Source organism: Bacillota bacterium (assembly GCA_013178305.1).
Classification (GTDB): domain Bacteria; phylum Bacillota; class Sulfobacillia; order JABLXB01; family JABLXB01; genus JABLXB01.
Window position 1 is genome coordinate 131,879 of sequence record JABLXB010000007.1, and the last position, 14,136, is coordinate 146,014.

17 protein-coding genes are annotated in these 14,136 nt (G+C 63.8%); all 17 read left to right on the forward strand.

The annotated features are described in order from the left end of the window. The first annotated feature begins 15 nt into the window (after positions 1-15). The 17 genes from ruvB to HPY55_13335 all read left to right on the forward strand — a co-directional run bounded on the left by ruvB (position 16) and on the right by HPY55_13335 (position 14,115). Complete coding sequence (gene ruvB, locus HPY55_13255) at positions 16-1,041, forward strand: Holliday junction branch migration DNA helicase RuvB (protein ID NPV71586.1); 1,026 nt, start codon at positions 16-18, stop codon at positions 1,039-1,041. A 12-nt stretch (positions 1,042-1,053) separates the two neighbouring features. Beyond that, complete coding sequence (locus HPY55_13260) at positions 1,054-1,593, forward strand: epoxyqueuosine reductase QueH (GenBank protein ID NPV71587.1); 540 nt, start codon at positions 1,054-1,056, stop codon at positions 1,591-1,593. Between the two features lie 29 nt (positions 1,594-1,622). Then, entirely contained in the window at positions 1,623-1,844 is a 222-nt protein-coding gene (locus HPY55_13265) for a DUF2905 domain-containing protein (protein ID NPV71588.1), read from the forward strand. A 54-nt stretch (positions 1,845-1,898) separates the two neighbouring features. Beyond that, on the forward strand, positions 1,899-2,666 hold the full coding sequence (gene sigI, locus HPY55_13270) for an RNA polymerase sigma-I factor (GenBank protein NPV71589.1): 768 nt from the start codon (positions 1,899-1,901) through the stop codon (positions 2,664-2,666). Then, positions 2,663-4,162: an anti-sigma factor domain-containing protein gene (locus HPY55_13275; GenBank protein ID NPV71590.1), complete on the forward strand. Its 1,500-nt coding sequence runs from the start codon at positions 2,663-2,665 to the stop codon at positions 4,160-4,162. The genes sigI and HPY55_13275 overlap by 4 nt, the downstream gene beginning before the upstream one ends. 220 nt (positions 4,163-4,382) lie before the next feature. Beyond that, a complete protein-coding gene (locus HPY55_13280; protein NPV71591.1) occupies positions 4,383-5,525 on the forward strand; it encodes a SpoIID/LytB domain-containing protein in 1,143 nt (380 codons plus the stop codon). Continuing rightward, positions 5,522-6,547 (forward strand): tRNA preQ1(34) S-adenosylmethionine ribosyltransferase-isomerase QueA, encoded by a 1,026-nt coding sequence (queA, locus tag HPY55_13285; GenBank protein NPV71592.1) that lies wholly within the window; start codon positions 5,522-5,524, stop codon positions 6,545-6,547. Before HPY55_13280 ends, queA begins: the two co-directional genes overlap by 4 nt. 32 nt (positions 6,548-6,579) lie before the next feature. Continuing rightward, a complete protein-coding gene (tgt, locus tag HPY55_13290) occupies positions 6,580-7,734 on the forward strand; it encodes a tRNA guanosine(34) transglycosylase Tgt (GenBank protein NPV71593.1) in 1,155 nt (384 codons plus the stop codon). Between the two features lie 61 nt (positions 7,735-7,795). Beyond that, positions 7,796-8,059, forward strand: coding sequence for a preprotein translocase subunit YajC (yajC, locus tag HPY55_13295; protein NPV71594.1), 264 nt, complete (start codon positions 7,796-7,798; stop codon positions 8,057-8,059). A gap of 194 nt (positions 8,060-8,253) precedes the next feature. After that, complete coding sequence (locus tag HPY55_13300) at positions 8,254-9,246, forward strand: GntR family transcriptional regulator (protein NPV71595.1); 993 nt, start codon at positions 8,254-8,256, stop codon at positions 9,244-9,246. Next, on the forward strand, positions 9,246-9,506 hold the full coding sequence (locus HPY55_13305) for a 4Fe-4S binding protein (protein ID NPV71596.1): 261 nt from the start codon (positions 9,246-9,248) through the stop codon (positions 9,504-9,506). Before HPY55_13300 ends, HPY55_13305 begins: the two co-directional genes overlap by 1 nt. Beyond that, positions 9,451-10,605: a 2-oxoacid:acceptor oxidoreductase subunit alpha gene (locus HPY55_13310; GenBank protein NPV71597.1), complete on the forward strand. Its 1,155-nt coding sequence runs from the start codon at positions 9,451-9,453 to the stop codon at positions 10,603-10,605. The genes HPY55_13305 and HPY55_13310 overlap by 56 nt, the downstream gene beginning before the upstream one ends. 4 nt (positions 10,606-10,609) lie before the next feature. Then, entirely contained in the window at positions 10,610-11,434 is an 825-nt protein-coding gene (locus HPY55_13315) for a 2-oxoacid:ferredoxin oxidoreductase subunit beta (protein ID NPV71598.1), read from the forward strand. Then, positions 11,431-11,988, forward strand: a complete 558-nt coding sequence (locus tag HPY55_13320) for a 2-oxoacid:ferredoxin oxidoreductase subunit gamma (protein NPV71599.1) — start codon at positions 11,431-11,433, stop codon at positions 11,986-11,988. The genes HPY55_13315 and HPY55_13320 overlap by 4 nt, the downstream gene beginning before the upstream one ends. A 61-nt stretch (positions 11,989-12,049) precedes the next feature. Then, on the forward strand, positions 12,050-13,303 hold the full coding sequence (locus HPY55_13325) for a Glu/Leu/Phe/Val dehydrogenase (GenBank protein ID NPV71600.1): 1,254 nt from the start codon (positions 12,050-12,052) through the stop codon (positions 13,301-13,303). Between the two features lie 148 nt (positions 13,304-13,451). After that, entirely contained in the window at positions 13,452-13,637 is a 186-nt protein-coding gene (locus tag HPY55_13330; protein ID NPV71601.1) for a hypothetical protein, read from the forward strand. A gap of 217 nt (positions 13,638-13,854) precedes the next feature. Continuing rightward, positions 13,855-14,115 carry an HPr family phosphocarrier protein gene (locus tag HPY55_13335; protein NPV71602.1) on the forward strand — a complete coding sequence of 87 codons (261 nt, stop codon included), beginning with the start codon at positions 13,855-13,857 and terminating at the stop codon, positions 14,113-14,115. Positions 14,116-14,136: the final 21 nt, after the last annotated feature.

Sequence of the window (14,136 nt, forward strand, 5' to 3'; positions counted from 1 at the left end):
TAAACCACGCCGGTGATGGAGGAAAGGCTCGTCTCGCCGAGCCCGAAGGAAGAGGACCGCGAGGTCGAATCGAGTCTGAGGCCGAGACGGCTCGCCGACTACGTCGGACAGGGGCGTATCAAGGAGCGTCTCAAGATATACATAGAAGCGGCGAGGGGGAGGGAGGAACCTCTCGACCACGTGCTCCTCTACGGACCACCGGGTCTCGGCAAGACCACGCTGGCTCACATCATCTCCAACGAGATGGGATCCGCGATCAGGACCACGTCGGGCCCCGCCATCGAGCGGCCCGGCGACATGGTGGCGATCCTGACGAACCTTGACGACCGCGGCGTGCTGTTCATCGACGAGATCCACCGGCTGAACCACACCGCCGAAGAAGCGTTGTATCCGGCCATGGAGGATTTCCTGTACGACTGGGTGGCGGGTAAGGGGCCGAGCGCCCGCACATACAGGGTCAAGCTGCCCAGGTTCACCCTCATCGGCGCGACGACGAGGGCGGGGCTTCTGGCGTCGCCATTGAGGGACAGGTTCGGCATCACACTGAGGCTCGAGTTCTACGAACCGGCGGAACTGGAGTGCATACTGGATCGCTCCGCGGGAATCCTTGGGGTGGCAGTTGACCGCGAGGGGCTGAGGGAGATAGCCTTGCGCTCGAGGGGAACCCCCCGGGTGGCGAACCGGCTGCTCAGGAGGTTGCGTGATTTCGCCCAGGTGCGGGGGCGCGGTGTAATAGACGGTGACACCGCCCGCGAGGGGCTGAGGCTCCTCGAAGTAGACGAGGTGGGCCTCGACAGGGTGGACCGCGAGATGCTCCGGTCGATCATCACCAGGTACGCGGGCGGGCCCGTCGGGCTGGAAACGGTGGCCGCGTCGATAAGCGAGGAACCGGAGACCATAGAGGACGTGTACGAGCCATACCTCCTCCAGATCGGGTTCATCCAGCGCACGCCGAGGGGCAGGATGGTGACGGCGGGCGCGTACGACCATCTGGGCCTCAGGCCTCCGCAGGCCGACTCCAGTCAGCAGAAGTTCTGGTAGGCGGTAATACCAGTGAGAATACTGCTGCACAACTGTTGCGGTCCGTGCTCCTGCTACCCGGTGTCACACCTCCGCCGCCTGGGTCGCGATGTCACGGGGTTCTTCTTCAACCCCAACATCCACCCGTACAGGGAGTTCGAGAGGAGACTCCAGGCGCTGATGGAGTTCGCCGCCGGCGAGGAGTTCGAACTCATAGTGAACGACTCTTACGATCTCCACGCGTACCTCGGGCTCGCGCTCGCGGCGCCGGACAAAGAGCGGCGGTGCAGGACCTGCTACGGTATCAGACTCGACGAGGTCGCCCGCGAAGCCGCCCTGCGGGGCTTCGACGCATTCTCGACGACCCTGCTCGTCAGCCCGTACCAGGCTCACGAGTCAGTCCGGGAAGCGGGGACGGAGGCGTCGCGGCGGCACGGCGTGGAGTTCCACTACGAGGACTTCAGGAGCGGCTGGCCCGAGACGGTAAGGATGGCCAGGGAGAAGGGGCTCTACCGCCAGGGCTACTGCGGCTGTGTATTCAGTGAAGCGGAGCGCTACCGCCGGCGGTCCTAGACCGGCGGCGCCAGAAGGGGTTGGGCGATATGCCGTTCGAGCAAATCGGTCGTATGCTGGTATTCGTCGGCCTGGTGCTGGCCGCGTTCGGGCTTTTCATCATGCTTGGCGGCAGGCTGTTCAGTCTCGGGCGACTTCCCGGGGACGTAGTGATAAGGCGCGGCAACTTCACCTTCTACTTCCCGATAGTCACCAGCATAGTGATAAGCGTCGTGCTCTCCCTCATCGGCTGGGTCTTCTCACGCCGCTAGACCGTTTACCCCAACAATCTTCCCGTTCATTTCGAATTTCTTAGAAGGAGCGAGGTGGCGCGGTTGGGCGTCGGCCCGAATCCCCAGCACCTCGAGTTATTGGAAAGGGCTAGAAGAGGAGACTCAAGGTCGCGGGACGCACTGCTCCAGGCGTACGTGCCGTTCGTCCTCAAAGTAGCATCCCAGTTTTGCGGGAGGTTCCTGAGGCTGGGACACGATGAGGAGGCGCAGGTCGCTCTGGAGGCATTCAACGAGGCCGTGGATTGCTTCGACCCGGCCGGGGGGGCTCCTTTTCCCGCGTTCGCCCAGACGGTAATGAAGCGGAGGCTCATCGACGATCTCCGCAGGAGGCAGCGGCTGGGGAGAGAGGTGCCGTTATCCAGTTTCGACGAGGAGGACGCCGAGGGGAACGTCCGGAACGTCGTCGAGGCCGCGGAGGCCACCGCTGAATACGAACGGGCTCAGGAGAACATCGAGCGACGTGACGAGATAATCCGTTACAGGAACCTCCTGGGGGAGTATGGGATCTCGCTCTCGGAACTCGTGATGCTGACCCCGAGGCACGACGACGCCAGGCAGCGCGCTATCCAGGTGGCCAGGGTGGTGGCAGGCGACCCCGCGCTGCGCGCACACCTTGCGACGAGAAGGGAGCTCCCGCTTAGAGACCTCGAGGGGAGGGTCGGGCTAAGCCGGAAGACGCTCGAGAGACAGAGGAAGTACATAGTCGCGGTTGCCCTCGTATACATGGGCGAGTTCGCCTCGCTGAGGGGGTACCTCGACCCGGCGAACGGGGGGCGGGGTGAAGGGGAGATGGAAAAGTGAAAAATCGCGGGCTTCTCATGGAGGTTCGCGGAAAAAGGGGAATAGTCCTGACGCCGGACGGGCGATTCGAGGAGATCACGCTCACGTCGCCGGCCTGTATCGGCGACGAGAGCGTGTTCCCCGCCCGTGAGGGGCGGGAGGCGGGGGGCGTCTTGCGCGTAGCGACGTCCTGGGCAGGCCGTCGCCGGTTCAGTTCCGTGGCCATCGCCGCCGCACTCATTCTAGGGATCATGGCTTCGATAGTCGTCGAGGCGGTGAGGGCCGATCGTATCGCGGTCGCCTACGTTGACGTGGACATCAACCCCGCGGTAGAACTCGGGATTAACAGGTTCAACAGGGTCGTTTCGGTAGAGGGTATCGATGACGAGGGGCGCGAGATGCTTTCCGGAATCGACCTCACGCGGATGGACCTGGAGACTGCGGTGCAGGAGATAGCGACGGCCGCCGAGGCGCACGGTTACGTCAGGCCGGGAGACGAACAGACGGTACTCATAACGGTCACTCCGGCCAGGGGCCCCGAGGTAAAGCCCGAGATCGCCCGGCGCGTCGAAAAGGCCAGCCAGGCGGTGTCCAAACACCTCGAATCGAAGCAGGTAAAGGGAACAGTGGAGGTAATCCAGGCAGCGCCCGAGGTCCGGGAGAAGGCGAGGCAGATAAACGTGTCGCCCGGGCGTCTCGCCGTGTTGTTGAAGGCCCAGGAGAATGGGATCGACATCGGGCCGGACCTGTTCACGAAGAAACCGTCCGCCGGGGACTCCAGGAAGGGCCAGCAGGCGCAGCCGCCCGGTGAACGTCAGGATGCGGAGGGCACAACCCCGGAGCAGCAGCCGGGTGGAGGACACAGTCCGGGTGGCGAGCAGCAGGCGCCGGGCAAGCACCAGCCCGGCCAGTCGCCGGCCTCACCGCAGCCAGGAGGGCGGCAACCCGATCACCAGGTTCCGGCCGAGCAGCCACAAGTGGGGCATCCGGACGGCGAACGGCCGCCAGAACCACCATCGCAGGGTCCCGGCAAGGGGCACGAGGCGGGCAGCAAGCCACAGCCTGTGAAGCCAGAGCCGGTGAAGCCCGGCGCGCCCCAGCCAGCGCAGCCCGAACAGGGGGCGAAATCGCAGAGCCGCCTGCTCGAGCTCATAAAAGGGGCCAAGCAGGAAAAGGACTGGGGGCGGCTGCTCGAGGAATTCGGGGAGGAAGTGCGCAAGCAGATCAAGGAGGCCGCGGAGAAACGCGACGAGCGCCGTCCGGGCGACAATGACGGGCGGAAACCCTCGAAACCCGAAGGCAAGGAAGACGGCAAGCAGGACAAGAAGGAACCGGAATCGAAACCCGCTTCGAAGCGTGACATCCGCCCCGATCCGGGGAGGACCGGTCGCGTGAGAGAGAGCGCGGTCACGCGCGAGGAACTGCTGCGAGGGATCAAGGACTGGAAGGAAGCCCGTGAACCCGAGATCCAGCAACTGCTCGAAGAACTTATGGAGGAAGAGAAGCCGGGCAATTGATAGCCTGCTGTGGTGGGCGTTTGTCCAACTGAGATGCGCGGCGTTGGCCGCGCTTCTTCTTGTTGGTAGCGTGCCTGGGGTGGGGGGCCACCGGCCCGCGGCTGCTGCGCCACTACCGCCACCGGGGGGTGTAATCAGGGTTCTGGTAGCATCGGGTCAGGCGGTGACGGCCACCGTCCCATCCGGTGGGCGGATTGTGGACGGGGGCGGGGCCCCCCTTATGAGCCTTTCTCCGGGTACGACCGCTGTCTTCGAGCCGCAGGGGACAGGCGTTTCCGCCAGGATCGGCGGCAGGACCGTATTCTCCCCCGTGCTCGAATTGGTCCCCGATGCCCCGAACAATGGGCCCGCGTGCGTCACGCTGGGTACGGCGGGTTTCAGAGGCCTGATCCGCGTGTGTCCTGCGCCGGCGGCCGGGGGCTCGCCCGGAACGGGTGGCGCAGCCGCGCTGCTCGCGGTCAACGTGGTTCCTCTCGAAGAATACCTGTACGGGGTCGTAGGTTCCGAAATGCCCGCCGATTGGCCGGAGGAGGCGCTCAAGGCGCAGGCCGTGGCCTGTCGCTCGTTCGCCCTTTCCTGCGCCCGGGCGGCGATCGCAAAGGGTGCCCCGTACGATCTCACCGCCACCACCGACGGACAAGTATACGGGGGATTATCGCGTGAAAACGCCGCGGCCGCCGCCGCGGTGCAGTCCACAAGAGGCATCGTGCTGACGAGCGCTGGCGAGCCCGCCCGGGCTGTGTTTCACTCGTCGTCATCGGGCCACACGGAGAACAGTGAATTCGTGTGGTCGGCGGCGTCCCCGTACCTCAAAGGCGTCCCGGATCCCGACGACAGTTCCCCCCACCGCTCCTGGGAGTTCAGGGCCACGGCCGGGGAGATCGAGAGGCTTCTCTCCGGCGCGGGGATCGACGTGGGCGCGTTCCGGGGGTTGAGGTGCCTGGAGCAAGGGGTATCGGGCCGGTGGAGCAAGGTGTCCGTTATGGGCTCGAAGGGGAGCGCCGTGGTCCGTGGAATAGAGTTCCGCAGGGCGCTCGGCCTCAAGAGTACCTGGTTCAGCGTCTCGGAGCAGGATCCCGGGATCGAGCCTGCCGTGGTCCGTTACGATTCCGGGCAGGCCCTGTACGCCCTTTCGGCCTCGGGTCAGGTCTCGATGGTCTCCCCGGCTTATCGCGCACCGGAGGTTTCCGTGCTGTGCTATCGCACCATACCGCGACTATACGTGTTCAACGGAAGGGGCTGGGGGCACGGGGTCGGGATGTCGCAGTGGGGCGCGCGGACGCTCGCCGAACGAGGGTATAAGTACCCCGACATCCTAGAACATTACTACTTGAACACCAGGCTGGAGGAGTACGCCCGGTGAGGGTTTCCGATTTCGATTATTCCCTGCCCCGCGAGCTGATAGCCCAGGAACCCGTCGAGCCGAGGGACGCGTCCCGCCTCCTCGTGTTACACAGGGATTCTGGCGTAATGGAGCACCGCAACTTCCGCGATATCCTCCGCTACCTGCGCAAAGGGGATTGCCTCGTGCTCAATGACACGAAGGTGATCCGCGCCCGCCTGATGGGGCGAAAGCCTACCGGTGGGTTGGTCGAGGTGTTCCTGCTGCGCGACACCGGGGACGACGTGTGGGAGGCGCGGGTCCGGCCCGGCAAGAGGCTCGGCCTGGGGACGAGGGTCGTTTTCGGGGATGGCGACCTGCAGGCAGAGGTGGTTGACCGTACGGAGTTCGGCGGGCGCCTGGTCAAACTGTTCACTCCCGGCGGTAGGGTACGCGAAGCGATCGAGCGTGTCGGGACGGTCCCGCTCCCGCCCTACATTCACAGGCCCGTCCATGACGCGGGACGCTACCAGACCGTGTACGCTCGGGAGGACGGGTCGGTCGCGGCGCCGACCGCAGGTCTGCATTTCACCCCGTCGCTCCTCGAGGATGTCGAGGGGATGGGGGTGCGAGTCGCCTACGTGACGTTACACGTCGGGCTCGGCACGTTCAGGCCGGTGCAGGTGGATGAAGTCGAGGAACACCGGATGCACGCCGAACACTACAGCGTCCCCGCTCCGGCGGCGGCGCTGATAAACGGTACTGTAGCGCAGGGCGGCAGGGTTATCGCGGTCGGGACTACCGTGGTTCGCACGCTGGAGAGCGTCGCCCCGGGCGAGGGACGCGTGAACGCCCGGGACGGCTGGACGAGCGCGTTCATTTATCCCGGGTACGAGTTCAAGGTGGTATCGGCGCTGGTCACGAACTTCCACCTGCCGAAGTCCACGTTGCTCATGCTCGTCAGCGCGTTCGCGGGCACTCAAAGCGTGCTCCACGCCTACGCCGAGGCGGTCCGCCGGCGGTACAGGTTTTACTCATTTGGCGACGCGATGCTGGTAATCTGAGCGCCCCCGCCAGGCGCCGGAGGAGTGGGTGAATGGCTGCCGGTTTCTCATTCACCGTGGAGAGAACCGATACTCGCTCGAGGGCAAGACTGGGGTGGCTCGACACCCCGCACGGGGTCGTGCGCACCCCCGTGTTCATGCCAGTGGGTACGCAGGCCACGGTCAAATGCGTTACTCCATCTCAGGTGGAGGAGGCGGGTGCGGAGATCGTGCTGTCGAACACGTACCACCTCTACCTGAGGCCCGGACACGAGGTCGTCCAGGAACTCGGCGGCATCCACCGGTTCATGTCCTGGCCCAGGCCGGCCCTGACGGACAGCGGCGGCTTCCAGGTTCTCAGCCTGTCGGCGCTGCGCAAGGTGTCCGACGACGGTGTGGTGTTCAGGTCCCACCTCGACGGCTCCGAGCATTTCTTCTCGCCGGAAAAGGCCACGCAGATACAGAACGCGCTCGGCTCGGACATTGCCATGGCGTTCGACGAGTGCCCACCTTACCCCGCAACGCACGGTGAACTCGAGGCCTCAGTGGAACGCACGGCGAGGTGGGCGGAGCGGTGCAAGTCGGCGCACGCCAACCCCGCCCAGGCGTTGTTCGGTATTGTGCAGGGCGGAACCGACCGCGGACTCCGGGGGAGGAGCGCGACCCAGATCGTCGCGACCGGTTTCGACGGGTATGCCATCGGGGGACTCAGCGTGGGCGAGCCCAAGGAGGCCACCTACGAGATGGTGGGTGAGGTGGAGCCGCTGCTGCCGGTGGGTCGCCCGAGGTACCTGATGGGTGTAGGCTCACCCGATGATCTGGTGCAGGCGGTCTTACTGGGCATCGACATGATGGACTCGGTCCTCCCGACGCGCCTCGCCAGGCACGCCGCGCTGCTTAGTAGTGAAGGGCGGCTGCAGATCAAGAACGCCGCTTACGCCCGCGACGCCCGCCCGATCGATGAGGGGTGCGATTGCTACGCCTGCAGGCATTTCTCGAGGGCGTACGTCCGCCACCTGTTCAAGGCGGGGGAGATCCTCGGCCTGACCCTCGCCACGATCCACAACCTTAGATACCTTTTCAGGCTGATGGAAAGGATAAGGAAAGCCGTGGCCAACGGCGGGTTGGACGACCTCCGGAGGGAGGTCGTGGACCTGTTCGGCGACGCTCGAACGGCGACGGCTGCGGGGGACGGCGAGCTGCAGTAATAAGAGGTTTTGCGGCGGCGACGTCGAACCTATGGAACACCATGGTCAGGGAGGGAAAATGATGCAACAGCAACTGGGGGGCCTTCTCCCGCTCGTATTCTTTTTTGCCTTGATGTACTTTTTCCTGATAAGACCGCAGCAGCGTGAGCAGAAGAAACGCCGGGACATGCTTTCAACCCTCAAGGAGGGCGATAAGATAGTCACGGCGGGGGGCATCCACGCCGTGATAACGAAGGTGAAGGACAACACGCTACTCGTCAGGATAGCCCAGAATGTCGAGGTCGAACTGCAGAAGAGCGGCGTGGGGTTCGTCGTTACCGAATAGGCGCATAGATTCAACCCCCTCGCGCCCGGGCCGGTCGGCTCGGGCGCGACTTATTGTCTGCATAACAGGATGGCCCTTGAAGGAATATGCGAGTGGGTATAGAATTACATGGGTGCTCTGGAAAGGATCCATTAATCAGTGGACCAGTCCATAGGGCCATTGCAGTTGGTTACTCGACGCCCCGGGGGGCCGACATGGAGCCGAGTGGACGCATTCAAATCGACAGGACCGACAGCGCCCCGTTCTACCTCCAGGTGAAACGCCAGATAGAACAGAAGATCCGCCTGGGGATATGGCAGAAGGGTATGCGCCTACCCACGGAGCGGCAGCTCGCGCGAGAACTCGGCATAAGCAGAAACACGGTGAGCGCTGCGTACTGGGAACTGGAATCGGAGGGTGTCATAACGTCCCGCCAGGGCAGGGGGACGTTCGTATCTGAAAGCGATAAGCTCCTTCAAAGGGATGGAAGCAGGGAGAGGCTCGTCAGGGCGATAGACGCGTGCCTTGAAGAGACCCTCTCCCTTGGCTTTAGCATAGACGAGTTCCTCCAGATCTCAGAATCCCGCGCGCGGGAGAAGAAGGAGCTGTTCAGGAAGGTCAAGGTGGCTTTCGTCGAGTGCAACCGCGAGCAACTCGACTTCTTCTCGCGCCAGCTCGAACTCGGCGCGGGGGTCTCGATCATCCCCATCCTCCTCGATCACGTCAGGTCGAATCAGGGCGCCGCGAGGGACGTGCTCGCGGGCGCGGACGTGATCGTGACGACTTTCTTCCACCTCGGCGAGGTGCAGGCGCTCGTCGGCGACCGCGCCGGTGAGGTGCTCGGCATCGCGCTCGACCCGCAGATGGACACCATAGTCAAGATCGCCCGCCTTGGAAAGGGGAAACGAGTCGTGCTCGTCTGTATTTCCGAGACCTTCGCCGACCGCGTGAAGAAATCGATCGATCTGGCGGGCATCGGTGACCTCGTGATTACACCCGTCACCACGAAAGACCGTTCGACTCTTGTGAAAGCCTTGAAAGACGCCGACGCCGTAGTTGTTTCCCCCGGGCGTAAGAAGGAAGTGCAGCCCCTGCTGCCCCGCGGGACCGACATAATCGAGTTCGTGTACAGGCCGGACGCGGGTTCGGTCAGCATGCTCAAGTCCGTTATCCTTGAGGCCAAACGCAAACCCGAGGCAGTGGAGTGATGCAGTTGGGACCAACAATCAACCGCAAATGGTGCAAGGGATGTGGAATCTGCGTGGCGTTCTGCCCCAGGAAGGCCCTGGCGCTTGACGGCGAGGGCAAGGTTTACGTGGCCAAGCCGGAAGAATGCTCCAGGTGCAGGCTGTGCGAGCTCAGGTGCCCCGACTTCGCGATCTCGCTCGACGAGGCGGCTGAGGGCGCCGCGAATGGAGGTGACGGGAGTGAGCGTGGGACCGAACATACGGCTGATGCAGGGCAATGAGGCGTGCGTCGAGGGCGCAATCGCCGCAGGGCTCGGGTTCTTCGCCGGTTACCCGATCACTCCGTCCACGGAGATAGCCGAACTCCTGGCGGAGAGGCTCCCGCGGCTCGGCCGCAAATTTCTGCAGATGGAAGACGAGATCGCCAGCATGGGGGCTGTGATAGGCGCCTCGCTGGCGGGGCTCAAGTCGATGACCGCCACGAGCGGCCCCGGTTTCTCCCTCAAGCAGGAGAACATCGGCTACGCCGCGGTGGCTGAAGTGCCGTGCGTGGTAGTCAACGTCCAGCGAGTCGGCCCAAGCACCGGCATGCCGACCTCGCCCGCTCAAGGAGACATCATGCAGGCGCGCTGGGGTACTCACGGCGACCACCCCGCGGTGGCGTTTACTCCCTGGTCGGTCAGCGAGACATACTCGCTCACCATAAAGTGCTTCAACGTGGCCGAGGAACTCAGGACGCCCGTCATCCTGCTGATGGATGAGGTCGTCGCGCACATGAGAGAGAAGGTCGTGCTCCCCGAACCGGGTTCCGTACGCCTCGTGGATAGGCGCAGGCCGGAAGCACCGCCGGGCGCGGGCTACCTCCCGTACGACCCGGGTGACGGCGACATCCCGCCTATGGCTGCGTTCGGCGATGGGTACAGGTTCCACGTCACAGGCCTGTTCCACGACAGGAGCGGGTTCCCAACCAACGACCCCACGGTGGCGGAACGGCTCCTGCGGAGGGTCTGCGGCAAGGTTGAGAAGCGCCGCAAGGAGCTTGCCATGGTTGAGGCGAGGGAGACCTCCGGCGCCGACGTGATCGTGCTGGCTTACGGTAGCACTGCGAGGCCCGCGTGGAGAGCGGTACGGATGGCTCGCGAGGCGGGTCTGAAGGTGGGCATGGTCAGGTTGATCACGCTCTGGCCGTTCCCCGCCGGCGAGGTGGCCGAACTTACGCACTCCGCCCGCGCGGTGCTCGTCCCGGAGATGAACCTCGGGCAGATCGCCGGTGAGGTGGAGAGGGCCATCAGGTGCCGCGCGCCGGTGCATTCGCTGACGCTCGTTGGCGGGGAGCTATTCACTCCGGACGAGATATTCCAGGCGATAAAAGGGGTGTAGCGGCGTGGCACGGGTTCAGGATTACCTGAGGAAGAGCAAGATGCCCCACATCTGGTGCGCGGGCTGCGGCCACGGCATCGTGATGGGCGCGCTGATACGCGCCATCGACAGGGTGGGGCTGGAGAAGGACAGGACCGTCGTTGTGTCCGGGATAGGCTGCTCGTCGCGCGCCCCCGGGTACATGGACTTCGACACCCTGCATACAACGCACGGCCGCGCACTCGCGTTCGCCACCGGCGTGAAGGTGGCGAATCCATCGCTCAACGTCATCGTGATCACAGGCGACGGAGACGCCGCCGCCATCGGCGGCAACCACCTGATCCACGCCGCCCGGAGGAACATCGGCATAACGACGATATGCTTCGACAACTCGATCTATGGGATGACCAGCGGGCAGTACTCGCCAATGACGCCCACCGGCAGGATCGCCACGACGGCGCCCTACGGCAACGTGGACCAGGCGTTCGATCTCTGCGAGCTGCTGAAGGGAGCCGGCGCGACGTACGTCGCCCGCAGCACGACGTACCACGTGCCCCAGACCATCAACCTGATCGCCCGTGCGCTCGAGCACAAGGGGTTCGCGTTCGTGGACGTCCTGTCGCAGTGCCCCACGTATTACGGCAGGCGTAACAAGCTCGGGGGCGCGATCGAGATGATGAACTGGTTCAAGGACAACGCGGTTCCCGTCCAGAAGGCGAAGCAGATGACGAGGGAGGACCTCCGCGATAAGGTGGTCATCGGGGAGATGTACGTCGCGGATGAACCGGAGTACACGGGGCACTACCAGATGATAGTGGACAGGGCGCAGGGAAGGGGGGCCGGGAGATGAAACACGCCGAGATCAGGCTCGCCGGCGAAGGTGGGCAGGGGTTGATCCTGGCGGGTATCATTCTGGCCGAGGCCGCCGCGGTGCACGACGGGCTGAACGCCGTGCAAACCCAGTCCTACGGGCCGGAGTCCAGGGGCGGGGCCTCCAAGGCGGAGGTCATAGTGTCCGAGGGTGAGATAGATTACCCGAAGGTCAACCACCCCGACGTCATGCTGCTGATGAGCCAGCTCGCTTACGACAAGTACGCGAAGGACCTGAAAGAGAACGGCGTCCTCATCGTGGATTCGTCGCACGTCACGCCCGATCCCGCGAGAGGGGTCAGGACGCTCGGCCTGCCGATATCGGCGATAGCCAGGGAAGTCACGGGGCGTGACATCGCGGCGAACATCGTCGCCATTGGTGCGCTGGTCAGGGCAACCGGAATCGTGTCGGACGCTGCGATCGAAAATGCCGTCTCGCGCCGCGTACCGGCTGGGACAACGGAAGTGAACCTGAAGGCCTTGAAGGCCGGCATGGAGGTGGTCGCGAGGAGCCTGTCGGGTGATTCGAATTAGCGAGGCGGCCATGTGGGTTTACGATGCTTGTCGGAACGAGAGAGAGGAGTGTTTGGAGGAAATGGCTGAGAAGACTCTGAATCCGTTTGAGATTGCGCAGAAGCAGGTTGCGGACGCCTGCAAGGCGCTCGGCCTGGAACCGGCGGTGTACGAGATCCTGAAGCAGCCCAAGAGGTTCCTCGAGGTATCGTTCCCTGTCAAGATGGACGACGGCTCGATCAAGGTGTTCACCGGCTGGAGGTCCCAGCATACCGATGCGCTCGGCCCCTCAAAGGGTGGGCTCAGGTTCCACCCGGACACCCACGCCGACGAGGTCAGGGCGCTCTCGATGTGGATGACGTTCAAATGCGCGACAGTCGGACTCCCCTACGGCGGCGGCAAGGGCGGCATCAGGTGCGACGTCAAGAACATGTCGCAGGGCGAAATCGAGCGCATGAGCAGGGAGTTCATCACCGCGATCTCGCCTATCGTGGGGCCGGAGAAGGACATCCCCGCTCCTGACGTATACACCAACCCGCAGATCATGGCGTGGATGACTGACGAGTTCTCGAAGCTCAGGGGATACAACGCTTTCGGCGTGCTCACGGGCAAGCCCCTGATAATCGGCGGTTCGGCCGGTCGCGGCACCGCGACGGCGCGCGGCTGCGTTTTCGTGATCAGGGAGGCCGCCAAGAAGCTCGGTATCAACATGAAGGGCGCGACGGTGGTCATCCAGGGTTACGGCAACGCGGGAGCGTACGCGGGTGAGCTGATCCAGGCCCTCGGCGCGAAGGTTATCGCGGCCAACGACTCCAAGGGCGCCGCGTACAACCCGAACGGCCTCGATGCCGTGGCCTTGGCCGAGTACAAGTCGAAGACAGGGTCGGTCAAGGGATTCCCGGGCACGAAAGACATGTCGAACGACGACCTCCTGAACCTGGAATGCGACATACTTATTCCGGCGGCCCTGGAGAACCAGATCACCAGCAAGAACGTGAACGGCGTGAAGGCCAAGATCATCGGTGAGGCTGCCAACGGCCCAACCACCCCCGAGGCCGACGAGGTCCTGTTCAAGAAGGGTATCATGGTGATACCGGACATCCTCGCGAGCGCAGGCGGCGTTACCGTGTCGTACTTTGAGTGGGTCCAGAACCTGATGAACTTCTACTGGACCGAGGAAGAGGTCAACGCCAGGCTCGAGCGCATGATGGTCGAGTCCTTCGAGGCGATCCACGCGCTGCACAAGAAGAAGGGCGTCTCCATGAGGGATGCCGCGTACATGAACGCGGTGAACAGGGTCGCCCAGGCGATGCGCGTACGCGGCTGGCTTGGATAAGCGGCGTCAGCGACAAGTGACAGACAGCTCCAGCGGGCTCGTCCGGATCGATGGACGGGCCCTTTCTCGCCTGGAGGAAAGCCACCGGTCGCAGAGAATACTATTTGTTAGGGCGGATCGACACTAGGTAACCGAGGAGGCGAACCGGTTGGACCCGGCCCGCAAGACGGTGGTTTACCTTTGTCGGGGTTGTGGAACCCAGGGATCCCAGGTTATTCCAGAACCGGAGGACCGTAGCCTGCAGGTGACCTGTCCCGCGTGCGGGAACAGCACCCTGTCGAGGGAACTGGCGCCCGACAGCGGGGAGATGGCGCTGGCAGAGGTCCGGCTGTAAGATTCGACTGGTACCCTTCCAGACGGGGGTGGGTTTCCTACCCCCGTTTTCTCGTCACAAGCGGTTGTCAGAAGACAGACCCCGGAACATTTGCTCACAGACAGGAATTATGACGTTAGGGTAGAACATACACTGGCGAACAGGCCGGCGGCTCAGGCTAGTATGATGCTTGTCGGCGTTTTCCTGTCATTACGCAAGGTGCAGGGGGGTGACGCCGGTGGCGATCGCCACGGCGAAGATAATTCACGAAACGGGTCTGCACGCGCGGCCCGCGTCAGTCTTCGTGAGGCTGGCGAACACGTTCAAATCCAATATCACCGTCTCCGCAAACGGGAGAAAGGCCAATGCGAAGAGTATCCTCGAGATCCTCACGCTCGGCGCGGGCAAGGACTGCGAACTCACAATCGAAGCGCACGGCGATGACGAGGAGCGGGCCGTCAAGGCCCTCGTGGAGATGGTAACCACGGAGATGGAATAACGTTCATTGCGAGAGGTGTGC